This is a genomic window from Kosakonia sp. H7A, assembly GCF_003028445.1.
Classification (GTDB): domain Bacteria; phylum Pseudomonadota; class Gammaproteobacteria; order Enterobacterales; family Enterobacteriaceae; genus Kosakonia; species Kosakonia radicincitans.
In genome coordinates, this window is record NZ_PYTZ01000007.1 from 246289 (window position 1) to 269114 (window position 22826).

Genomic DNA, 22826 nt, shown 5'->3' on the forward strand with positions numbered 1-22826 from the left:
CATTTCAGGAGAAAACAAGATAATACCCGCAAGCATTACAAAACCTGCCACTAATATAAAATATGCTCTCCCATTCCACCTCAACTTAAATCAAACCAATTAAATACCCAGCCATGATAACAATACATCAATAATATAGCTCACCAGATTAAATTGCCTCATCCTCAAGCCATTCGCTCATCACGTACTGTCTGTATTAATTATAAGTGCACAGCAAAGAAAACCAGGAATATAATTATACCCTCGAAATTACCCCATAATAAAAGACCGCATAATGTGTGGTCTTTTATTATGAAATAGGCAAAATTACATCGTTGCTTCATTCACCCGCATCTGGAGCAGTAAGAACCAGTTCCCCATGTAATGAGCTGGCGTATAAAGAACCCGCCGACGTTCATCAGTCAGGGAATCATCGACCATCCCACCTCCTCCCCCCCGGCACACCAGATAGCGAAAGCTGGATATACGCCATACCTGCCGCCAGCGAATTATATCTCCCGCCCCCTCCAGCACCTCACCGTTCGACCATTCCCGACCTCCGTTAACCCTTGAGGTTGCTCACATCCCTCCCCAGAAAAAGGACACCGCTCCCTGAAATAACACCCCTGCGGCAGATGACGATTCCCCGGCAGTTCCGTATTACTCGGCGCACCGTCCAGCACAGCACCAATGCGTGGCACAGACTCCATTAGCAACCGGGTATAAGGATGCATTGGCGAGTCCAGAACCTGCTTTGCTTCACCCAGCTCAACGATCTGCCCGAGATACATCACCGCGACGCGATCGCTCATATGGCGCACTACCGACACGTTGTGTGAAATCAGCACATAAGTGAGATTTCTCTGGCGCTGCAGTTCCACAAGCAAATTCAAAATCTGTGCCTGGACCGAGATATCCAGCGCGGAGGTTGGTTCATCCAGCACCATGATGTCGGGCTGGCCGGAGAGTGCGCGTGCGATGGCAATACGTTGGCGCTGCCCACCAGAAAAGGCATGAGGCGGACGGTCAAGGTATTCCGGGCGAATTCCGACTTGTGCCGCAAGTGTTGCCGCCAACACGCGCCGCTCTTTTTCTGAACAGCGGGACTGTATCCACACCGGTTCGGTGATGGAACGCCAGACAGGTAAACGCGGATCCAGCGAAGAGAGCGGATCCTGAAATACCATCTGCATGCCACGCCCCAACCACGAATTGGGTGAGCGCGCTAACTCAAGCTGGCCAGAGCTGGGTTTGAGCATGCCCATCAGCAATCTGGCTAAGGTGCTTTTTCCGCAACCAGATTCACCGACAATGCCCAATGTTTCACCGCGTTCAACCCGTAAGTCGAGGCCATTCAACGCATGTACCCGCTCGGTCACTTTACCGCGCCAGTTGGTTTTGGCGGGGAAGTTGACATACACGTTACTGATTTCAAGCAGTGCTTCAGTCATGGATGTGCTCCTGTTGCGGATACCAGCAAGCCACCTGGCGGTTGGCTCGCCCTTCAGCGTGTAATTCGGGTGTGATACCACAGGCCTCACCCACTGCGAAGCAACGTTCACGGAAAGCACAACCTGCCGGCAGTCTGGCAAAATTCGGCACTGTACCTGGAATCGAAGCCAGTTCCGCACGTGGCTCGCTACCGCCTGGCGAACACGCCAGCAACGCCACAGTATAAGGGTGACAGGGCGTCGTTAAAACGCTATCGGTAGCTCCACTCTCAATTACCGCACCGGCATACATCACATAAAGACGGGCACAAACTTGCGATACCACCGCCATATCGTGGCTGATAAACAGTACAGCGGTACCGGTAGCGATCGCCTTCTGTTTCAGTAAGCGCAGCACCTGGCGCTGTACTGTCACATCCAGTGCGGTGGTAGGTTCATCAGCAATTAATAAATCCGGTTCACATGAGAAGGCCAGGGCAATCATCACCCGTTGGCGCATCCCGCCGGACAACTCGAAGGGATATCGGTCCAGCACACTTTGCGGTTCCGCAATCTGCATGTCACTCAACAGTTCGATGGCACGTGCTTTGGCCTGTTTACTGGATAGCGTTTGATGCTGGCGAATCACATCCACCATCTGCTTACCAATGCGACGAGTGGGGTTGAGGGCCGTCATCGGCTCCTGAAAGATCATCGCCACCTTGCTCCCCCGAAGTTGGCGCATCTCCGCTTCGCTGGCTGTGAGTACGTTTTTGCCCAGTATTTCAAGCGACCCACCATTCACGCTATAACTGCCTTGCGCGATCAGGCGCATCGCCAGCATCGCTGTCACCGATTTTCCCGAGCCAGACTCACCGACAACACCCACAATCTCGCCACGATTGATGTGCAAAGAGACACCATTGAGTACCTTCACTTCACCCTGATAAATCGGGAAACTCAACCGTAAATTGTCGATAGTCAGGATTCTGTCGCTCATCAATTACGTCCTCCCGCTTTCGGATCAAGCAAATCCTGCACACCGTCACCAAACAGGTTAAATCCCACAGCGGTGATCAAAATAGCTGCGCCAGGGAACACGCAGTACCACCACTGATCAAGCACATAGTTGCGTCCCACGGCGACCATAGCGCCCCATTCCGCAGTGGGCTGCTGCGCACCGAGGCCAATAAATCCTAAAGTCGCCGCCATTAAGATTGCGCTACCGATATCCAACGATGCCTGCACCACCAAAGGTGGCAGTGCATTGCGCAGGATATGCCAGCTAATGAGGTGCCAGCGCGATGCGCCGAAAGTGCGGGAGGCTTCTACAAAAGAGTGCTGCTTCACAACCAGCGTTTGGCCACGTGCAAGACGCACATAAAACGGAATCCGCACGATGGCAATCGCGAGCATGGAATTGAACAGGCTCGGCCCCAATGCGGCGGCTAGTACCATGGTGAGCACCAGCGAAGGGATCGAGAGCATGATGTCCATTAAGCGCATGATCACTGCATCGCTGTACCCACCCAATACCCCCGACAAGCAGCCCAACAATGAACCGCTCACGCCTGCCAGTAACACCACCGCAAGGCCCGCCGCGACCGATTGCTGAGAGCCAACAATCACGCGACTGAACAGATCGCGTCCCACCTCATCAGTACCAAACCAGTGAAGCGCGCTCGGCGCCTGTAAACGTTCGGCCAGATTAATGGCATTAGGATCCTGCGGCACAATCCAGGGGGCAAATATCATCAGCAACATTATCAGCACGATGATAGCTGCGCCGATCACGGTTAGCGGGCTTTTGCTGACCATCCAGCAACGACGTTTCCATGCCTGCAACAGTGGACGGGTACGAGTGGTTACCGACTGTCCCTCTGTCAGCATCATTTTTCAGCTCCCCGACCCATGCGCGGATCTATTAAGAGATAAAGCAGATCAACAAACAGGTTCACCAGCACGTAGGCAAATGAAACAACAATGGCGAATCCCATCACCGCAGGGAAATCCAGCGCCTGGATAGAAGAGACCACATAAGCGCCCATACCCGGCCAGGCAAACACGGTTTCAGTCAGTACGGCGCCATACAACAGATCGCCCAACGCCAGACCCAATACCGTAACAGACGGGATCAGCGCATTCGGTAAAGCATAGCGCACCACGATAGTGAACTTACTGAGCCCACTGGCGAGCACAGTACGTATATAGTCTTCGCTTAACTGCTCAAGCATTGCCGAACGAATCTGACGAGCCACAATCCCCAGATGTACAAACGCCAGCGTGGTCGCGGGCAATATCAAATGGGTCAGGGCATTGAAAAAAACATCCAGATCGCCACTGAGCAAAGAGTCGATCAGGTAGAATCCCGTCACGCGTGCTGGCGGATCAAGCCAGTCATCCAGACGACCGCCACCGGGCAGTAAATTGAGTTTTCCGTAGAACAACACAATCACGCCCAAGCCGAGCCAGAAGGCCGGGGTAGATATACCTGTCAGCGCCAGCAGTCTCACCAAGTGGTCAAGCCAGCGATTTTTGTAAACCGCCGATAATACGCCAAGCGGCACGCCAACCACCAAAGCAATGATCAGCGCGCAAAATGCCAGCTCGAGCGTAGCCGGGAAGAAGTTTTTCAGGTCTTCCAGCACAGGTCTGCCTGTGCGAATAGAAATGCCGAGGTCACCGTGCAGCAGTTGTTCGACATAACGAATAAACTGTTGCCACAGTGGTAGATCCAGTCCCAGTTGCTGACGGATATGCTGAACAATCTCATCACTGGCGCGGTCACCCGCCAGCAATCGTGCAGGATCGCCGGGAATAAGATGCGAAATAATAAACGTAATCACGCAGACGCCAGTGACCACCAATATTAATCCCCAGCTGCGCTGCCTGATTAAACTCCAGAAACTCATATTGCCTGCCTTAGCAGGGTCAGAATTGCCCCTGCCGATCAAGGATTAACATCAATCGCTATTTGCTCATCTCAGAAAGATTGAAGATCTGTTCCAGCATCGGGTTAAAGACATAACCCTTAACCGCTTTATTCATCCCAACCTGATAGTTTTTCTGGAATAAATAGACGTAGGCGGCTTCGTCGATAACCACCTTTTGCGCCTGCTGATAATATTGGGTACGCTGTGCCTGATCCGCCGTGGAGACAGCCTGCGTCAGCAAGCTATCAACCTGTGGATTGGCGTAGAATGAACGGTTGCCCGGCAGCCCTTTTTTTTCGGATTCAAACCAGTAGTTCATGAACATGTAGGGGTCAGCAAAATCTGGACTCCAGTTACCGATAGCGATGTCATAGTCGCCTTTCCCAATACGCTCACGCATAGTGGCGTTAGCCAGTTTTTCCAGTTTGACGTTGATGCCAAGTGTCTGCAGATTGGCCTGCATCGACAGCGCAATCGGCTCCCAGTTAGGGTCATTATCCGAATAAAGGAACGACAGGGTTTTCGGTTTGTCCGCAACTTTATCGAAGGCAGCCTTCGCTTTGTCTAAATCAAGGCTGTATTGCATCGCTTCCGCGTCGTAGCCCCACATGCCTTCTGGGATCGGGCCGCGCATTTGTTTGCCGTTGCCGCCCAGAATCCCGGAGATTATACCTTTATAATCTGTGGCCCAGGATACCGCCCGCCGTAAATCGGGTTGATTTAACGGGGCTTTGCTGTTGTTCAGATAGAGGTAGGTTACACGCAAGGCAGGATAATCATAAACCGCAACATCACCCTGCTTTTTCAGAGCCGCAAGCTGATCCACCGGCAATGAGTCGACGATATCCACATCACCCTTCTCCAGTTGCAGGCGACGCGCAGAACTCTCGCTGATGATTCTGACCGAAACACGCTTAAACGCGGGCTTGTTACCCGCAAAATGTGGATTCGGCACCAGCACCAGTTGCTGACCTTTCTGCCAACGTTGCAACATATAGGCACCGGAACCGGCAGTGTGTTCGGCCAGATAACCACGTGCATCATCGGTTGCATGGGCTTTTAGCACCGCAGGGTTGATGATCGAGGCACCATCATTTGCCAGCGTGTACAGGAAGGGTGCAAAAGGTGTATCGAGAGTGAAGCGAACCGTTTGCGGGTCAATGGCCTCTATCTTAAGTCCTGCAGGATAGGCTTCTGATGGACCTTGCTTGATACGCATCAGGCGTTCAAAAGAGAGTTTCACCGCGTTCGCAGTGACAGGTGAACCGTCATCGAAAAATTCTCCTTTGCGCAGTTTGAAGGTCCATACTTTGCCACCATCCTCACTCTGCCAGCTCTCTGCGAGATCACCTTCCACATCGGTGGCTCCTTTACCGTCTTCGGTTTTGTACTTCACCAAACGTTGATAGGCCGGGTAAGTTACCGTCCAGTCATTGTTATCAATGGTGACCGCCGGATCTAACGTCTGCGGATCGGCTGCTTTACCAATCACCAACATATCCTTTGGCACAGCTGACCAGGCTGGCGCAATGGCCGTCATTACTGCTGTTGCAATAAAAAGAGAAAAAAAGCTTTTGGAGGCGGTGAACTTCATTTTCATGGTAATACTCCGTCAGTCTGTGCTGGGGAAATACATGCGAAAACATCGTCAATGAGCGGATAGGCCGCCGCTCCCGGTAATTCAAAATGCCACCATTCCGTCGCGATACCGCAGAAACCTCCACCTAACATCACAGCATTGAGCAGCAGTCGGTTATGCTGGAAAGGGGTTGCCAATCCGGGGTGATAAGGATGGGAAAGCACGTTCATCTCATCAAAGCCGGTTCCCATATCCAGCACGTTGCCGTCCGCATCGATCAGCGTGACGTCAATGGCGGTTCCCCGACTATGGTTGGATCCCTGCGAGAGTGGTACCACGTAGTCTTGATCTGGACAGGCCCGCCAGAGCATCGCCTGCGCTTTTTGTGGCCGATAGGCGTCCAGCACCTTAAGCGTGAAACCCGCCACTCGTGCGATCTCAATACTCTTTTCCAGCGCTTTAGCGGCATCACTGTGTAACAGGCAACACGCCACACTGTAGATTTGCTGACCGGTAATGTTGTCCGTAGTGGCATATTTCATATCGATGTTGAGCTGAGGGAATCGCTCAGCGAGATCGACAAGAGACGTATCCTGAATCATCTTCAATTTCCTATCCGATTAGCGTTCAAACTGGCCGAATTCCTGTTGTAGTGCGCGGTTCTGCGCAAGACGCGCCGACAGTTGCGGCCCAAGGCGTTTGACCACGGCCGAGAGTAGCAAGTTAAACAGGCAACTCACCGGGGCTAGTGAGTCCCAAAAATTTGCGGTATCGGTTTTCACCTGCAGTAAATCCAGTGGATAGTCACGTGCCCACGGACACCAGATATCAGTCACTAATGCCATGGACAGCTTGCGCTCACTCGCCACCCGGCAAAATTGGCGCGCAACTGTGGAATAGGCGCGCGTGTCAGTCAGTACCAGGTAAGGTTTTTCATATTCAGAGTTAAGCGATTCAAGCCAACTGCCTGAACTGCCATCGGCATAAGTCACTCGCGGGCGCAGATACTCCAGATGGCTGAAAAAGGTGTGGGCGATGCCTCGCGTGGATTGAATACCCTGAATGATCACGGCATCAGCTTGCGCAATTTGCTGGCTAACTGTGGTAAAGGTATCAGTCTGCGCCAGTTGGTAGACGTAACGGATCGCATCCAACTCCATTTGTAATGACTGATTGGCGCGGTCAGGAAGCGATTGTTGTTGCTCCCACCAATCAAGACGATCAATCACACCCCAGTGTTTGTAAGGTGTGTTAGGTAGCTCACGTAACGCATTTTTGACGTCGTCCAGGTTGCGAAATCCCAGCTTGCGCAGATAGCGACCCACGGTTATGCCGCTGGTCCCGGTAGCCTGCGCAATGCTGTCAGCGGTTTCAAACGGGATCTGATTCCAATGACTCAGCAACCAGGCACTGATCCGCTTTTCGCTCGGAGTCTGATGGCTATAGGCTGCTTCGATGGTTTTAAAAAAGTGTGTTTTCGCATTCATACCGCATTCTATGTTATTAGCCTGTCATTTTACTTATTATTGACACGCAAATAACAAAGCATGATGCATGCCATCCATAATGATTTTATTAAATTTATTTTTAACTCAGTAATATAGATGAGATTTAAGGCTGAATGATGTTGTCCCTGAATATAACGAAGTGCAATGTAGGTGCAACATTAATAACTTCTGCATTACATTAGTGCAACGCCAGGTTGTACAGTTTGTGGCATAGATCTGTAATTGAGCACTCATGTGATGGATTTTTTATCCACAGCAAAACCGACATTTTTCGGAAAGCAAAGGCGAATGGCAAAACCAAAACGGCTGGCGGGTTTACGGTGTGCGGATAAGCGCCAGATCATATTCACTAAAATAAGCCATTCGGGTCAGTGCCAACTCATCCACTGGCCACCGGAAAAGATGCGCCAAAAAATCCGTTCTGACAAACTGAAGAACCATCCCCAGATGGCTGAAATTCTCACTAACGGCTTTATTAATGAATAATCGGGTGTGAAATTATACAGGTCTGTTTAGATTATAATAATCAATTGCTAAAATATCGGAGATACGTATGAGCAATGATGGATTCAATGCTGATGATATCGCCAGCACTTTTGTCAGGTTCTCGAATAAACGCAGGAACATTGTTTGTGATGAATCCAGGCTGGAGCGCAAGAAACCAGAACCAATGACGCTTCCCAGTGCGACAAAAGACTGTGGTGGTGCGATTTTTATGGGTATGGGATCCATCATAAAAGAGATTACCAAATCTAAGGAAGAGAATAGCTTAGATGAAGTCTACGAGCCGCTAGAGCAAAACGCGTGGAAAAGTAGTTCACAGGGATATGGTTATTACCGGAAGAGTTTAAAAGACTAAGCTAGAGGCGAAGATTGCACCTCTAGTTTTCCATTTATAATTTACCCTGAGTTGCCCCCTTCACAGCTAGTTTGCCTGCTACTTTCCCACCATCACTGCCTGCCTGTTGAGGCATTTTAGAAGCTGTGCTTAAGGCCGAATCGATAACACCACCGATACGGCTCCTTACCCAGCTCAGCATACCAATTCAAAATGTCGGGAATACAACGTACACCATTCCCCGCACCAGATTCATGATCATCCATCGTTGGTGGAACTCACGAAGCTGGCAAAAGGTACATCGGAATTTGAAATACCCTGGTCATTCATATTGTCGTACAGGATGGTTATCCGGTTGCGGCTCGGCGGCTGAGAAATCACGGAGCCACCGCCAATCGAATAAAAGAAACCATTGCTGATTGCGCCGCGGGCTGATGCACCGGAGGAGGAAACAGACGTGCGTTTGCCCGCGGCGGGTAATGATGTCAGCGACGTGCTGAACCACGATCGCAGCAGATTTATAGCTGTCTGTCTGGGTGACAAAACCGCTCCGGGGGTAAATGTTGCCCCACATATTTCCCAAACTGGTGCTCCCCAGCTCGCGCTGCCCGGGAATAATTGCCTCGGGGTACAACGTTTCAGGCACACCGGTTCGCCAGGACACAGCATCGAGCGCGCTGGAGAAATAGGTAAAAAAGGCGTGGCCGCACTGTGACAGGAATAACCGGGCACCATCCCGCCAATCAACTGGCTTGCCGGATGACCATATGCATCTCCGTAGTAAAAATGCAGGTTGTGCTTACGCTGGCCGGCCGCTTTCATTTCCTGGCGCCCGCTCCCCGCATCAACGCCGGTAATCGCCCCCAGGAGGGCACTTTCCGCACTGCCTGTTGTGTTGCTGACAACGGACATTTCAGTCCATGGATTCTCACCCGCACACATCACGGCTTATGAACCATCAGGCAGTGAGACCCGTATACGACAACCCCCGCCGGAGCGGGAATATTAGTCGAGCATTATTGGCGTCCAGGCCGAAGGTATCCTGGTCGCAAGATTTGAACTGTGGGCCAGATGCTGAGCTTCTGGTTGCCGTCGATGCGGTTACAATTCACCACATAAGTGATGTAATTTATTCAGGCAAAGGGTAATTAATGCCATGCGATGGCCTATTAAATGGTCTGGTTACGAAAATCACGAATAGTTGAAGTCAACAATGTAAGTACCTGTGTAGGTTCCTACCGTGGGCAGAATAGGTGTGTTACTGTTATTCACAGCCAGAATGCCCCCCGCTTAGGGAGGGATTCACCACACGAAAAATGTAAACGGTATAAATTAATATCGTTAAGCGTCTGGCTTTGGCCGCAGTAGTAAAAATGAAAATCTTTCGGCAATAAAAAAAAGGCCTGTCGGATAGGCAGGCCGAAGGAAAGAGTAAACTAACAACTATTGGTACGTGAGCAGCTGGTTCCCCCATGTCAGAAGAAAGCTAACCACCTGACAATATTAACTCAGATAAAGGTGAATATATTTTTATCAGACGCTATTTTTAAAGTGTCCTAGTTTATTCTTCCCCAAAAAAAAGCCTGTCAATAATGACAGGCCTGTTAGCAAATGAAGCTTACAATTTTTAAGTGGTATCAAACATATCTAAGTTGCCCATACCGGAATGCCGGGAAGCCAATCCGGAACGGAACAGAAGCAACTCATGTGATATAATAGTCCACAGGGCTTAATGTGAATTTTTTTCAGATTTAATTGTGAAAGCATCTTAAATGCAGTTCAGGTTATCCAGCGCAACGCATTATCATACTCAATGAAGATCGTCTGGTTGAGGTTCTTTAATCCTGAGAGCACTCCAGATTTTCTCTACCATTTTCTCACTTCCGTATTTTTTGCAGTATCCAAGAGATTCATCCCATCGGACTTCGATAAACTCAGGCAGGCAAAGCGCCTGTACTGCGGTGATCACTACCGCTTTAGAGTTTTTCCAGTATCTCGTACAGGATATGCAAAGGCCATAATAACTTATGGCCTTTTGATTGAAAAAGTTACACTATGCGACTATACGTTCTGTGCTCCCCCGAAGAAGATATCCCCAGTTCCCCATGTAATGCGCGGGCGTGTGAAGTATTCGCCGGCGCTCATCGTTTAGTGAATTTCCGATTACCACTTCCCCCGGCACACCAGACATCGAAAGCTGGATATACGCCATACCGGCCGCCAGCGGATCGATATCCTGAGCAGAGACCCACAGATACCGGTGAGGAGAATAACCTGCCTCACGCAGAACAAAGGCAAATGCCAGTGCCATACAGCCGGCACCGCAGGCAGGTTCGGAAAGCGTGATAAACGGCTTGTCCCTAAAATTGGCTTCGACGTTACCGAGCTGCATTCTGGCCATCATCAGACCGATATCCCACGGCGTGAAAAACTGACCACGGTATTTATCACCCAGCTCAAGCTGCATAAAAACGCGCCCAAGAAAATCCCCGGGCGTCTCATCCAGACTGTTGGTCACATGGGCCAGCAGCTGCGCCATACGGGAGACGTCCGTTTTTTCGTAACGGCCGACAATACGCATGTACTTTTCTTCCCGTTTCTCACAGAACTGAAGGCTGTTCTGCAACGTGATCACACTGCAGCTGACAAAGTCTTCAAATACCTGATGCCGGTGATGATACCGTGCAGTCTGGTTAAACAGCGAAATGAATGCCTTTTCGTGGTCAATGACGCTTTTCATATGTGCTCCCTTCAGGAAAGAGAACACGCGCCCGGAGGGAAACGGTGTTCCCCTCCGGGTGAAAAAACGGCCACAGCTTTCGCTGTGACCGGTCAGTGAAGCCGGATAAACCGGCGTTAAGTTGTGTTATGCGCGGTTGCCGTAGTGCGCTACGGTGGTCACAGGTACGGTGGTCACAGGAGCCGCAGCCGTTTCCGGTGTCACCAGATACATGCGTACACTATCTGCTGACTGTTCTTCCACCGGGTACGGACCGCTGTCAACGTGGTCCCCCCGGTCAAAGCAGTTGTAGCCTGACGTGCCGGCATCCGGTGAAATCCAGTAGTGACGGATTTCACAGTCAAACTTCTGCGACATTATCCCCATCACCTCACCTGACGGCGGATACCAGGGAGACGCAAAGCTCAGCGTCAGTGACCCCACGTCATCCCGGCTCCAGCTGGCCTGATGGCCCGCCGGAAACTCCATGCCAAAGAGCTGCATATAGAGTTCGGATGTTGTACAGAGTCCGGTGAAAAGACCACTTTCGCCGTTCAGTTCTGTGGCCAGACGTGATGGCATCACCATCAGCATGTCACAGGGACAGGTTGTCTCCGGCATGATGCTCAGCGATTCCCAGCGCTCCTGCGGATCAAACTGACCACCGGCACCGGCAACGCCGAACCAGTCGGCATAGTGCACGGCCATCAGCTGCGCCATTATCTGCCGCGCTGTAAGGGGAATGGCTTCCCATTTCAGCGCATCGATGCCGGACTGCAGCCAGATTTTCTCCATGCGGGAGAGCGTCTTGCTGTCAAGCCACGCGTCCTGCTCCAGCAACTCGATAAAGTGCTGGAAGGCCTGGTTAGGTGAGGTCTGCGCGCCAGTACCGGATGCGGTCAGCATCGGATACGGTGTGTAATCCACCGCTTTGACGGGCTTCAGTATGCCGGCGCAGCCAGCGAGGAACAGCTTTATCGCCTGCCGGATGGCGTGCCGGTAAAGCGGTTTTTCCGTGCCGGCAATCCAGGGCTGCATCACATCGAGACAGACTGATTTACCGGTAATTTCCAGACGGTTTTGGCACCATGAGAACATTGTGAAACTCCTCTTGTCGGTTAAAACAAAAAGAGGGCATCTCCCTGAGGAAGATGCCCTCAGGGGGATGATGGCGACCGCAGCCGCCGGGTCAGTTTATGCCGCCTGTTCCGTATTCTGGTTCAGGGGGGCAAGTAAATATTCCGATGCTTCCCGGGCAAACCGGCAGGCACGGAAAATCGCTCTTTTGTCTTCACGAAGGGCTTTCAGCCAGCCGGCCAGATAGCTTTCGTGCTGCACGTCGCCGGTAATACCGAGCTCGGCACAGAGAAAGGCACTCCCGGTTTCTGCAATAAGCTCCTCGAAGGCATACACCGGGTCACCAAACTTCCGCGATGATGAGGTGATACCTTCCCGGTTCAGACGGCTGCCGTGCCCGGTGGCATGGACCAGCTCATGCATGAGCGTGGACCAGTAATCCGCCTCAGTCCGGAACTGCGATGCCGTCGGCATCACGATGCGGTCGGCACCCGGACGGTAAAAAGCGCGGTCCTGCCGGCGGTGATCGCACCCAACTCCCGTGAAACTGAGTATCTGCTGTACCTGATTCAGTTGAACTGCGCTGAGTTCAGGCGGGGATTCTGCCGGAACAGAAACCACACATTCACCTCTGAATGATTCAGGCAGTCCCTCACACTGTTCAACGTTGAATAACTGCAGTTGCTTCAGCATTGCCAGTTGCTCCATAACCGGCTCACCGTCCCTGAACAGCAGATTATCACTGCTGTCCCTGGCCTGTTTCTCAAACGGTTTGTAGATGATGGCCAGCGCGCTGGATTCATTCTTCCTGACGTAACCTCCTGCAGTTTTAGCCTGCAGGAACGTCAGCCAGCGATCGGACGTGTACCCATGTTCTTCAGCGGCCATCCACAGCAGCGGTACATTAATGCCACTGTAGGCGCGGCCGGTGACGGCATTGACCGGCAGGCTGCTGCCGTGCACGTTCTGAGCCGAACGCCACGGGCGCCGCCAGGGCGGTACCCCATTTTCGAGCGCCAGAATGATTTTATCGGTGACCTGCTGATACAGGTCGGATGCATGCACTGCCGCCGCTTTACGCCGGCCGGTGGTTGTCTTCATCGGATGCTGCCTCTGAGTGCGGGGCGCATCCTGCCCGGTGGCGGACGATGCGCCACCGGTGAGTGGAAAAATCAGTAATAACGTAAGGAGCCGTCGGACATCACCGAACGGATATGGTCACGCACGCTCGCGACCGCCCGGTCAAACCTCTCCCGGTCGGCGGGTTTCGCCCGTTTTGAATCCAGGCGTATCACCTGGTCCAGCACACACAGTGCATGTGAACGCCAGCTCAGACGCTCAGTGTCATTCACACAGGTACGGAAATGGTACAGTGACTGGTCATAAAGCCACTTCACCCGGTCACGATATTCTTTCACCGGTACATATACCGTCAGCGGTGGCTGCGTTTCCATGTGAAGCGTCAGCGCGTTATTCAGATTACTGATAACAGGCTTAATGAGCAGGTCATGATGGTCATTCAGCACAGCATCGAACATGCTCTGCGCCATAAAGGACTGAAAGGAAAACTCTCTGTCGGGTATCAGTGCGTCTGTCAGGGATGACCAGTCCGGGTCTTTAGCCGGATTGCAGCCATCAGCCCAGGCTTTCATCCACTCACCCGGACGTCTGTCATCCGGCGCGCGGAGATAAATCCCCAGGTTCCTTTCAAGTATCAACGGGCGCTTCATCCCCTGGTTCTGTGTCAACATGGGGCGAAGTTCATAAGAAGTAAAACGGATCATATTCCCTCCGGGGAAAAGAAGGAGGAAACCTCCCCGGAAGGGAAGATCCCTCCGGGAAGTGATTTGTTTAATTAACTGAGAAAGCTTCTCTCGGGAGCCGCTTTCGCTTCAGAAATCAGGCTATATATTCCGCATTCGCACAGAATACAGCCCGTTGTTCCTCACTGGCTTCATCGTCAGAGCGCATCTCATCAAAGTGCATCAGCCCCTCATTAAACCCGAAATTCCAGGCCCGGGGGTCAATCTGTTCTCCGGGAAGAATCAACCCGGCAATGTACTTTTCGAATAAACCGTCAGTAAATGCCCCGGTCATACAGGCGTAACCAAGAAGCCGGGCAATCGAAACAAGCCGGAACGTGCTTACCGGAACGCCATGACTGCCAGTCAGGCCTGGGACACCGCAGCGCCGGAAGGCACGTATTACCAGAAGTTCGCCTTCTAATTCCGCAACATAAGCGATGAAGCGGGAAAGCGAGCGTTGCCCCTGCCACAGTTCATGCATTCCCTGAGGAGCGTAAGAACTGTCAAAAACGATGTCATTAAATACGGCCATGTTGAATACCTCAGAATGAAATGAAGCCATGCCCGCCAGTCCCTCCCGCAGGGAAGATCCCTGCGGGAGGTCAGTGTGTTGTATCAGTCAAAACGATAACGTAAATCAGCCAGTTGCTGCGCCATCCGGCGACCAGCCCTCATAGCCTGGCGTGAAGAGGCAAACCGTCCTGCGGTTGCACAACGTTGACAGGTCCAGTCTTTCGGACTGTAACCGGTTCGTCGGGAGATTATGGTTGCGAAACCATTTCCATCCGGGATCACTTCCGGACGGAAGCTGCTGTGCCCCGACTGATTGGTGAACCATTCACTCTTACGGCGATTAAGTGACTCAGAAACGTGCTCCAGAGCTGAAGCCGCTTTTGCTGCAAGGATGAGCATTATACTCATGGTATGTCTCCGTTGGTTAAGGCGGAGACACCTTCACCGCTATGCGGGGGTTATCCCCGCATGGGTGAGTTATCAGTTATTGAATATCCGTCGTAAAAAATCAGATATTGTCATTAAACGCCGGACCAGTAAGCCAGTCCACGTTCAGTGCCGAGCTTAAAACCGTAGCACCATGCGTTAGTGTCGCCTTCAGCGTCGAAGCGTTTTCCCGTCAGGACAACATCATCGACAAACTGACGAAGAGAGTCTGGAATCAGATTCATTTCCAGGGCTTCACCAATAACGCTGGCAAGGTGGATTGTCTGGCTGCAGCGTTCCGGAAAGCCATCCAGGTCGGTGCTGTCCGGGATACCGCAAATATTCATCGCACTGGCGGTTTGCAGTATTCCTTCCATCTCCGACATCACCGAAATGAATCGGGTCTTTGAAGGGATGCTGGCAGCAAGGACATCAACAGTAATAGCGAAAGCAGTCATAAAAGGTTCCTTATAAAGCCTGGAACCCTGCCCTGTCGGGAGCGGAGTCCCGTGGGAGAAGTGAGTGAAATGTACAGCGCTATCAGCAATGAGAAGTCACCCTGGACTCCAGAACGGCTGCTTCGCTGAATCCATTCTGACAGCCTTCCTGCCACTGCGTGGCGTCAAGCTGCATTCCGGTATAATGAAGGTGGTTGATAAACCAGCGTGGCCAGCGAACCTTTAGCCCGTAATACTCGCGTTCTCCGAAGAAAAGAGCGGCATGATAGACTGAAAATTCAATCAGCAACGCTGATGTTTCGTCCTTCGGATATGAACGGGCAAGCTCCAGCTCACGAACAACAAGCAGTAACGACTTCGCATCACCGGTGAACCAGAAAAACCATTCAGCAATCAGCGTTTTTGGTGCAATGAAGCACACAATGCGATCGGCAAAAACAGCAACAAAGTAAACAATATGAAGAAAGGTCATGGCGGCATTTCCTGAATAAAAAAGGGAAACAACCACCCGGTACGGGAAGCGTTGTCCCGTGGGATGAAAAATCTGGAAGAATAAGTTGAATGGACCTTAACCTGGTTATCAGGTCCCTGTTTGCAAAGGTTAAACAGGTTTAAACCACCCGAAGGCGCCACTCTCAGGTTAATGTGGCATTGGCGTGTGATTACCCGAAGGCGCCTGTCTCAAATCACTCAGGCATTGGCAGTTGTCATGATGACAACGGTTAACGATTCAATCCTACTTCAGGTTTGCACATTCTTCAATAGGCAGTAGAACACATAATCTGACAATATCTTACGGCCTCACAGATCCCCTGAGAGCAGCCAAGGTTAAATAATTCGATCTAAATGTTGTATTTTCCCAACTGGAGAAGTTCATCAGTATCTTTTTTCCTTTCAACCGGAATCTGTCCCAGTTCTTCAACCCCTGGGAACAATGGATATCATGTTTAAAATGTAAATATCATTCAACTCAACGGCCAGAGAACTCTGGCTGGCAAAAATGAAATACAAAGTTTTCATGTTAAATCCTGCATTCAAATTACCTCAATAAGATATTATTCAACTTTATTATAAACACGCGCGACGTAATGTCCCCTGCCATCGCCATGCCCCAGATCCATTGATGCAAGAGCCTGTGCCTCCTGTTTACTGAAACCGTTTCTCCTGTGAAGATTCATAACATCAACAGAATAGGCATAACGCAAACTGTGCGGTGCGTATTTCCCTGTTAAGCCAGCTTCACGCACCACATTTCGATAACGTTCGATAGCGGTATGTAATGAAGGCTTGTCGATTAACTTCCCGTTATTCTCTTTCAGATGCTTCATTGCATCATTGATTGCAGCCAGCGTTGCATCTCGATCTAATACCGTTGTATCTCTTGGACGACCTCCCTTTGTCCCGAATACCACTCGTACTTTTTCTTCATTGTTGATTAAAGCCTTTTGCCAGGTCCTTAATGATTTAGCGGACTGCACAGTTTCCTCCGTTCTTAAACCGAGTAATCTCGACAACCGCATTGCATACGCAACGCCTTCATCCTTTTGTTTCACACTCGTCAATACTTGCTGGAAATAAGCATCAGGAATGGCAACTTTTGTCCCATCCCTGTTGGTTTCTGAAATACCCAGAGCCTGATTACTCAGTTTCTCGTGCGCCGGATTAGCCATGAATGTTTTTCCTGCAACCCGCAATAAAGCCCGGATAGCCGACATTTCATTCTGAAGAGTACGCTTAGAAATCTCTTCGGAAAGACGACTTTTCATATACAACTCAATATGTCCCGTTTTGATGTTCTTAATATCCCTGATCTGAACGTTAAGCTTTAATAAACGTTCAGCAAATCTGTCAGCAATTTTCATACGGTCAGAAACAGTTTTGAAACTCCCCCCCGCCTGTCTGGCGAGCGTTTTAAGATTCTTATTCAGTTTTGCCATAGTCAACTCTCCATTTAAACAGGTGTCAGTACTTTTCCGTCTGTGCGAACGGAAAAGCACTGACACCGGCTGCGCCACAGCTACAGACGATGAATTTCACCCCGACGGCACGGTTTATGGTTGCGCTTCCTGCATCTCGACAGATATCTGTGCATCGGGGCGGCGAAATGTTGAGTTATTGCGAAGCTCCCCAGGTCTCTGACCTGTTCGCGGTTTTCACCGGGCTGATGTTAATCAGTCTGCTTCCACACACCAGTTGGTTGACTGGTGTCGCCATCGATATCGTGTCGATTTTTCTCCTCTTTGAATGAAGTCCTGACCCGTTTTTACGGGTAAGACGTTTGGTTGATAAATAAACAAACAGTGAATGAAGTACGTTTTTAAGGCCCTTAAACCTTTAAGTACGTGTTGGTCAGTTGGTAAAAAGGTTGTTGAAACGGCAGTGCGTCAGCTCTGCCAGGTATGCGCTGCGCGCGTCACTTGGTACTCGTTTCACTCGAACGCAAGTGACGCCGCGCTCCTCTGCTCTCAATGCAGTCGTGGAAGATGCCCAAATGTTCCAAATGGTCATACCCACGCCGCAAAGTTTGCAACCGGAATTCAGCGTCTGAACGGAAGAGGAAACGTTGGCGAGAATCGCCATTAAGATGAAAAGGCCAATGCAGGCATTGAAAATAAAAGGACCTTCGTCACAAAACGACCTCCGTTTTCAAAGGTTAAACGGAGTTACCGCCCGAAGGCTCCGTCTCTCAGGTCATGACGGTTTTGGCATGCAATCACCCGAAGGCGTCCCTCTCAGATTGCGGGGGACATTGGCATGTTGCTTTACGCAACGGTACAACGGGATCATATTAGATCATGTTCATAATCGTTATCAACCAGAACATAAGGGTAACTTCGTATTCTTAATGTAAGTCAGGACTCTAAAGAACTGAAGAAACGTACTAAGTTGCCGATAAATATTTGTTGTAATACTGAACCGTTAAAAATTGATATAACTAATATGGAGTAAGACATGAGAAATTTTTCTGGCAACCTTGTTTCTTTAGTTATCGCCCTGGCTGTAAGTTTTGGATGTGGAGCTAAAGATATTGAAAATAACAAAGTAGTTTTAACAAACTTACATTTTGAATCGCTCCCGAGTGGAATTAATGTCATCACAGGCCTGGGAACAAATAAAACCAATGAGACTATCACAACCAACTATGTAAAGTTCAACTTATTACAAAATGGTGTTATTGTAAGCTCAACCATTGATACAGCAAGCGGAATAAAACCAAATCAACAATGGAAAATATGGGCACCTGTTAATACCATTAGTGGCAAGCCGGATGAGTTCGAAGTGATTGGCATATTATCAAGATAATTAAAATGGGCTGATGTTTTGAAATCATTCAGCCCTTCTCTATTTAACCTTAGATGAGCTTTAAAAAGCCAGCCTTCAACATGAAATCTTCACCAATAACCTGAGGATGAAATCTCACATTTGTTCCTTTTAAGTTATTACCATCCCCAACAATAACCCCTCCAAAATCCGGAGAGTTTATTAGTTCTTTATGAAAAGCATCGCTTCCAAGATTTCTTTTCTTTAATAAAGCTATCAATCTGGTCGTACACAAGGTTAAATCGAGCACTTCCATTGAAGGTAAAGTTAACCACGCATGGATATTAACCATATCAGGAACACCATTCCTTAGACTATTGTGGAAAAAATCCGCTTCCTGCCTGAAAAATACGGCATCCCCTTCGGTTACATAACCGAAGGTCAGAGCACATGGACTACCTATAATTTCAGACAGGATAGGCTGCATTAAGTAACTGGTACGGATGCACTGTGCAAAAACATCAACTACAGAAGGAACGCCATGTTGCCCATTAAATTTTTCCTGAAGATTATTCAGGACACTGCCCTGTTTTTCTTCTGAATCTAGAAAGAATTCATTTACTACATTTATTTTCGGACATACACAACCAAGATATTCTGTAAAGCTGCAAGCTTTCAAAAAAGCCTCTGTGTAATCGTTACTCATTCCATTTTCCTTTTTATTTAAGCTCTTAATAATATACCGGCGGTCATCCTGTCAGTCGTTCCTCTTTCTGCATCAACTGTAAGAGGTACACCGCAATAGCATTCACCACGGCAGACGTCTTCCTGGCGAACATAATCCAGGATATCTGGTATACCTGGAAACAGAGCAGAAGAATCTGGAAATATTTTCTTGAACTACATTTTGCAAGATATCCAAAGCACAATCATAGAGTTATGTTCATTTTTCAAATGGACATCCAGAGTCTGTATACCAGACATGAGTGATTTATATGGCGAATAAACAATACGGCATCATGCCGCCATTCCCGAAACTGATTGCCATGATGCGCGGAGCAAATCACCGGCATTTTGTCTATGGGATAAGCTGGCTGGATAAGACGATCACAATCCACCGGAATGGTGCCTACGAGATAGTCCCCATTACCTGGGTGAAGTTTGTTGAGCCGACAGAAGAAGAACTTGAACTATTGAAAATGTCAGATGCATATCCCTCCAGGCCCCGTTCAAGCTAGAGGAGGGTTCAGGGAAAACGACGGGCGTCATCGAGAAACAACAGTACACATTCAGGCATTCTGCAGCCGTGCCAGAGCATGACGATCGACTATGCTGAAGAAAAAAATCTGAATGTAGCTAATATTATTTGTCATTTTTGGTTTTTTATCATGTTTTATGCCGACAGTGCATTTGGTTGATGAGCCTTCCAGGTTAGCCAGCGGATCGTCCGCTCCGGTCCCTAATTGCCTTTTTTAATTGGATTCAGACATTTAGGCACCTGACAAAATAAAAAATAGTAATATCATATAGATAGACAATGAAGTTCCGCGCCCATTTCAGCCATAAAACTGATATCCAGGCAAAAGTGGGCATTCAGGCAATCGCGCGACCGTCCTCGCGAGAGTGTCACGACAGAATCCAAATGGTATTCGAACCGCTCGTTTATGGATTCCCCCCCCTACTGACGGAGTGATAGAGATTCCCTTTATATTTGTTGTGCAAAAAGTTGCCAGTTTTTTTGAAGTTTAGTAACGTGATCTCAGGCTGTTGAATGGTTGTTTTAAACTCAACTGCCGGGATGAACAATGCCAGAGGAACCATCATCATGAGTAAAAATGGATTCGATGCTGACGACTTAAGCTCCACCTTAGAACGGTTCGCCAGTAAGAAACGCAGCATCGTTTATGACGAAGCAAAGCTAAAACGTAAAGCGCCAGAACCTGTTGCATTCTCCAGTGCAACCAATGCATGTGGAGCGGTCGTGCTGGCTGGGATAACAGACCTTCTGACTACCTCTCCCGAACGCAAAAAACAAAATGAAGAGTGGAGTGAAAGCTGGGATATAGAAAGGGAAGAATGGAGAAATCGCTATAGGCAATCGAATGGTAACAGATGAACTGCGCGTTTAAAGCAACCTGCAGTTCATCTCAAACTATTTCTATTTTAAGCCGCCTTTTAAAGCACCTCCCGCTTTATCTGTAATAGCCTTCTGTGCTTCTCTTCCCGCCTCTGTACCAGCTTTCTGTGGCAGAGAGCTACCTGTCTCTAACCCAGTAGTGATCGCTGTTCCCAAATTAACTCCTATCCAGCTCAGCATCCCAACCCAGAACATTGGGAATACCACATACATCATCCCCAGCACCAGATTCATGATCCAGCCATCGTTAGTTGAGCTTATGAAATTAGCAAACGGCACTGAGCTACTGGCAAGCCCCTGCTGGGCCATATTGTCGTAGAGGATGGTGATCATGCGGTCATCGAGCCAGCCGGCAAGCTCCCACCAGAACGTGATGAACTGCAGCGCAAACAGCGCGAATGAGATGGTCACCACCGTTTTGGGCTCATAGGCACTGAACATCATCAGTACCGGGATCACCGTGATAATCATCATCTGCAGCAGCGCCTGAATCATCGGAAGCGCCTGTTTAAGCGCATCAAACCCGGGCAGTGCTTCCGCCTGCTTGAGGCCCAGCCCGATGGTGGACGTCAGACGTGTCACATTACCGACCACGCCGGTCACGTTATCAGAACTTCCCACGGCATACGTCGTGCCATCACCTGACAGACCTGCATTTCGCGGGCTGACCAGCCAGCGAAGGGCCACCTCTTCCCACTGAGCCCCGGGAAATGAACGCTGCATTTCCTTTCGCGTGTTGTCGCTGAAGCTGGCCAGTACACGCTTGCGAAGCCCGGAGGAGCCGTCTGACCACCACGTCCTGCAGGTAGGGTAGCCTCCCTGCCCGGTATCCGGATAACCGCTGTCGCGCGTGCCGTCATACGGCCACTGGCTTCGCGGTGTGGTGGCGGTGTAATAATCGTAATAGCCGGCAGTATTCAGGAAGTAGTCGCTGCCTATCCAGCCCACCGAGTTGATGGTGGCATCGCTGAGCTGGCTGTTGCTGTTCTTGAGACGGAAGTACGCACGGGAGTAACACTGGTCGGCGAAATCCTGCACCTCCTGCAGCAATACCGGGTCACGCAGCTTCGTGTTCTGCACATCAAAGCGCATCTGGCGCAACTGCGTGCCGCAGGGAATGGACGCAATCATTGCCTGCGTGGTCCCCTTCGACATCATGTGCAGCAGATACCACCAGACAGGCACCTGTGCTGTGCGGCCGTCAAAATCATTGACGAGCCCTTTATACCCCGAGTTCTGTGGCGTCGGTACGCTGATACCGCACTGTTTTGCCCGGGAACTGTCGAATTTAATGGTGCTGATGTCCACCGGCAGCAACGGAATGCAGCAAAACAGCATCACCACGAACGACACGTAGATGGCGTGCTCGATGCGGGGCAGCGCCAGCAGCCCCTTGTTACCTTCGTCAGCCCCCTCCTCCCTCACCTTCAGCCAGACACCCATGACCTTGAAGACCAGTGGCAAGGCAAAAAGTCCCGTGTTGCCGAGGATAGTCCACATGGCATTGTTCATCACCCAGCCGAAGAGGACGAGAAAATACTCCAGATAACTGTTAGCCGTCATTGTCGTCTCCTCACACCACGCCGGTCCAGGCCACACATTCCGTGGCCAGAATAAAGAGCGCGCAGAGCAGCTCCGTGCGCGGCAGGCGTGCCCGGGCCTCCGGCCAGCGCGCGAGAAGTCCCGGGCGGACCTTTCTCCACCAGAATGATGCAATGCCGGCATACATCACCAGCCGCCAGGCAAAGAGCGCCCAGCGGCTGTCGTGCAGCCAGCGACGGGTCAGATGGCCGTCCGGGTCATACGCCATAAACACGGAGGCCAGGGCAAACATGCCGGCCGTCATCAGGAGAATAAACAACACGATAAGGAGAATGCGACCGGTGCGGACGCTGAAAGAATAACGTTTCATATCAGTTCGCTCCGGAAGACTGAGACTGGCTCATCTGACTGAACCCCTGGTCCTGATTGCCGGCTTTCTGTTGCAGCTGGTTATCCTGGTTACGGGTGCCCTGACGTTCGAGCGTGGTCAGTAAACTGTTATTGCTGATGGCTTTACGCAGGTCCATCTCGTTACGCAGGGCGCTGATCTCACGATCCAGGGCATCGATGCGGCGATCTCCCTCGGCAATGGCCTCAGGCTGTTCGGCGGCATTCGGCTCA

General features: G+C 50.3%; 24 protein-coding genes and 3 pseudogenes. 5 read left to right on the forward strand and 22 right to left on the reverse strand.

Translation table 11 applies throughout. From position 1 onward, the window contains the following. Window positions 1–488: 488 nt before the first annotated feature. The 8 genes and pseudogenes from CWM66_RS21340 to CWM66_RS21375 form a co-directional block, all read right to left on the reverse strand. The gene (locus tag CWM66_RS21340; RefSeq protein WP_107147234.1) at window positions 489–1430 is read right to left on the reverse strand and encodes an ABC transporter ATP-binding protein; all 942 of its coding nucleotides are present in this window, start codon (window positions 1428–1430) and stop codon (window positions 489–491) included. After that, window positions 1423–2409, reverse strand: coding sequence for an ABC transporter ATP-binding protein (locus CWM66_RS21345; RefSeq protein WP_107147235.1), 987 nt, complete (start codon window positions 2407–2409; stop codon window positions 1423–1425). The genes CWM66_RS21340 and CWM66_RS21345 overlap by 8 nt, the downstream gene beginning before the upstream one ends. Further along, a complete protein-coding gene (gene ddpC / locus CWM66_RS21350) occupies window positions 2409–3302 on the reverse strand; it encodes a D,D-dipeptide ABC transporter permease (protein ID WP_107147236.1) in 894 nt (297 codons plus the stop codon). Before ddpC ends, CWM66_RS21345 begins: the two co-directional genes overlap by 1 nt. Next, window positions 3299–4321 (reverse strand): ABC transporter permease, encoded by a 1023-nt coding sequence (locus tag CWM66_RS21355; protein ID WP_107147237.1) that lies wholly within the window; start codon window positions 4319–4321, stop codon window positions 3299–3301. The genes ddpC and CWM66_RS21355 overlap by 4 nt, the downstream gene beginning before the upstream one ends. 58 nt (window positions 4322–4379) lie before the next feature. Beyond that, complete coding sequence (locus CWM66_RS21360; protein ID WP_199200058.1) at window positions 4380–5882, reverse strand: ABC transporter substrate-binding protein; 1503 nt, start codon at window positions 5880–5882, stop codon at window positions 4380–4382. A 56-nt stretch (window positions 5883–5938) separates the two neighbouring features. Continuing rightward, window positions 5939–6523 (reverse strand): D-alanyl-D-alanine dipeptidase, encoded by a 585-nt coding sequence (gene ddpX, locus CWM66_RS21365; RefSeq protein ID WP_107147261.1) that lies wholly within the window; start codon window positions 6521–6523, stop codon window positions 5939–5941. An 18-nt stretch (window positions 6524–6541) separates the two neighbouring features. Further along, on the reverse strand, window positions 6542–7408 hold the full coding sequence (locus CWM66_RS21370) for a MurR/RpiR family transcriptional regulator (protein ID WP_107147239.1): 867 nt from the start codon (window positions 7406–7408) through the stop codon (window positions 6542–6544). Window positions 7409–7668: 260 nt separating this feature from the next. Further along, a pseudogene (locus tag CWM66_RS21375) lies at window positions 7669–7870 on the reverse strand (DUF4158 domain-containing protein); the annotation flags it as partial. 112 nt (window positions 7871–7982) lie between these two features. Between CWM66_RS21375 and CWM66_RS21380 the strand changes: the two are divergent. Further along, window positions 7983–8288: a hypothetical protein gene (locus CWM66_RS21380; RefSeq protein WP_107147240.1), complete on the forward strand. Its 306-nt coding sequence runs from the start codon at window positions 7983–7985 to the stop codon at window positions 8286–8288. Window positions 8289–8721: 433 nt separating this feature from the next. Here the strand turns inward: CWM66_RS21380 and CWM66_RS21390 are convergent. The 10 genes and pseudogenes from CWM66_RS21390 to CWM66_RS21435 all read right to left on the reverse strand — a co-directional run. Next, a pseudogene (locus CWM66_RS21390) lies at window positions 8722–9200 on the reverse strand (TraU family protein); the annotation flags it as partial. 1120 nt (window positions 9201–10320) lie between these two features. Beyond that, window positions 10321–11007, reverse strand: a complete 687-nt coding sequence (locus CWM66_RS21395) for a type I restriction-modification system subunit M (RefSeq protein ID WP_107147241.1) — start codon at window positions 11005–11007, stop codon at window positions 10321–10323. A 126-nt stretch (window positions 11008–11133) separates the two neighbouring features. Continuing rightward, window positions 11134–12084, reverse strand: a complete 951-nt coding sequence (locus tag CWM66_RS21400) for a DUF1281 domain-containing protein (protein WP_107147242.1) — start codon at window positions 12082–12084, stop codon at window positions 11134–11136. Between the two features lie 96 nt (window positions 12085–12180). Then, window positions 12181–13164, reverse strand: a complete 984-nt coding sequence (locus CWM66_RS21405) for an ArdC family protein (protein ID WP_107147243.1) — start codon at window positions 13162–13164, stop codon at window positions 12181–12183. Window positions 13165–13235: 71 nt separating this feature from the next. After that, on the reverse strand, window positions 13236–13847 hold the full coding sequence (locus tag CWM66_RS21410) for a hypothetical protein (protein WP_107147244.1): 612 nt from the start codon (window positions 13845–13847) through the stop codon (window positions 13236–13238). A 115-nt stretch (window positions 13848–13962) separates the two neighbouring features. Next, window positions 13963–14400 carry a hypothetical protein gene (locus CWM66_RS21415; RefSeq protein WP_233218413.1) on the reverse strand — a complete coding sequence of 146 codons (438 nt, stop codon included), beginning with the start codon at window positions 14398–14400 and terminating at the stop codon, window positions 13963–13965. 83 nt (window positions 14401–14483) lie between these two features. Then, window positions 14484–14780: a hypothetical protein gene (locus tag CWM66_RS21420; RefSeq protein ID WP_107147262.1), complete on the reverse strand. Its 297-nt coding sequence runs from the start codon at window positions 14778–14780 to the stop codon at window positions 14484–14486. A 122-nt stretch (window positions 14781–14902) separates the two neighbouring features. Further along, on the reverse strand, window positions 14903–15265 hold the full coding sequence (locus tag CWM66_RS21425; RefSeq protein ID WP_107147246.1) for a hypothetical protein: 363 nt from the start codon (window positions 15263–15265) through the stop codon (window positions 14903–14905). A gap of 82 nt (window positions 15266–15347) precedes the next feature. Further along, window positions 15348–15737 carry a hypothetical protein gene (locus tag CWM66_RS21430; RefSeq protein WP_107147247.1) on the reverse strand — a complete coding sequence of 130 codons (390 nt, stop codon included), beginning with the start codon at window positions 15735–15737 and terminating at the stop codon, window positions 15348–15350. 583 nt (window positions 15738–16320) lie between these two features. Further along, complete coding sequence (locus CWM66_RS21435) at window positions 16321–17202, reverse strand: integrase domain-containing protein (protein ID WP_107147248.1); 882 nt, start codon at window positions 17200–17202, stop codon at window positions 16321–16323. A gap of 89 nt (window positions 17203–17291) precedes the next feature. On the opposite strand from CWM66_RS21435, the gene CWM66_RS29320 reads away from it, so the two are divergent. Together CWM66_RS29320 and CWM66_RS29325 are read left to right on the forward strand one after the other, a co-directional pair. After that, on the forward strand, window positions 17292–17513 hold the full coding sequence (locus tag CWM66_RS29320; protein ID WP_233218414.1) for a hypothetical protein: 222 nt from the start codon (window positions 17292–17294) through the stop codon (window positions 17511–17513). A gap of 704 nt (window positions 17514–18217) precedes the next feature. Further along, window positions 18218–18568, forward strand: coding sequence for an FxLYD domain-containing protein (locus CWM66_RS29325; protein ID WP_222104921.1), 351 nt, complete (start codon window positions 18218–18220; stop codon window positions 18566–18568). A 49-nt stretch (window positions 18569–18617) separates the two neighbouring features. On the opposite strand, the gene CWM66_RS21455 is transcribed toward CWM66_RS29325, so the two are convergent. Then, window positions 18618–19232 carry a hypothetical protein gene (locus CWM66_RS21455; protein WP_107147250.1) on the reverse strand — a complete coding sequence of 205 codons (615 nt, stop codon included), beginning with the start codon at window positions 19230–19232 and terminating at the stop codon, window positions 18618–18620. A 289-nt stretch (window positions 19233–19521) separates the two neighbouring features. Here CWM66_RS21455 and CWM66_RS21460 point away from each other — a divergent pair, with 289 nt between their 5' ends. Continuing rightward, the gene (locus tag CWM66_RS21460) at window positions 19522–19764 is read left to right on the forward strand and encodes a hypothetical protein (RefSeq protein WP_107147251.1); all 243 of its coding nucleotides are present in this window, start codon (window positions 19522–19524) and stop codon (window positions 19762–19764) included. A 533-nt stretch (window positions 19765–20297) separates the two neighbouring features. After that, entirely contained in the window at window positions 20298–20642 is a 345-nt protein-coding gene (locus CWM66_RS21465; protein WP_233218415.1) for a hypothetical protein, read from the forward strand. Window positions 20643–20684: 42 nt separating this feature from the next. Here CWM66_RS21465 and CWM66_RS21470 read toward each other — a convergent pair whose 3' ends face one another. The 3 genes and pseudogenes from CWM66_RS21470 to CWM66_RS21480 all read right to left on the reverse strand — a co-directional run. Further along, on the reverse strand, window positions 20685–22226 hold the full coding sequence (locus tag CWM66_RS21470; protein WP_107147253.1) for a conjugal transfer protein TraG N-terminal domain-containing protein: 1542 nt from the start codon (window positions 22224–22226) through the stop codon (window positions 20685–20687). Window positions 22227–22236: 10 nt separating this feature from the next. After that, a complete protein-coding gene (locus CWM66_RS21475) occupies window positions 22237–22575 on the reverse strand; it encodes a hypothetical protein (protein ID WP_107147254.1) in 339 nt (112 codons plus the stop codon). 1 nt (window position 22576) lies between these two features. Then, window positions 22577–22826 (reverse strand): annotated as a pseudogene (locus tag CWM66_RS21480) (integrating conjugative element protein); the annotation flags it as partial.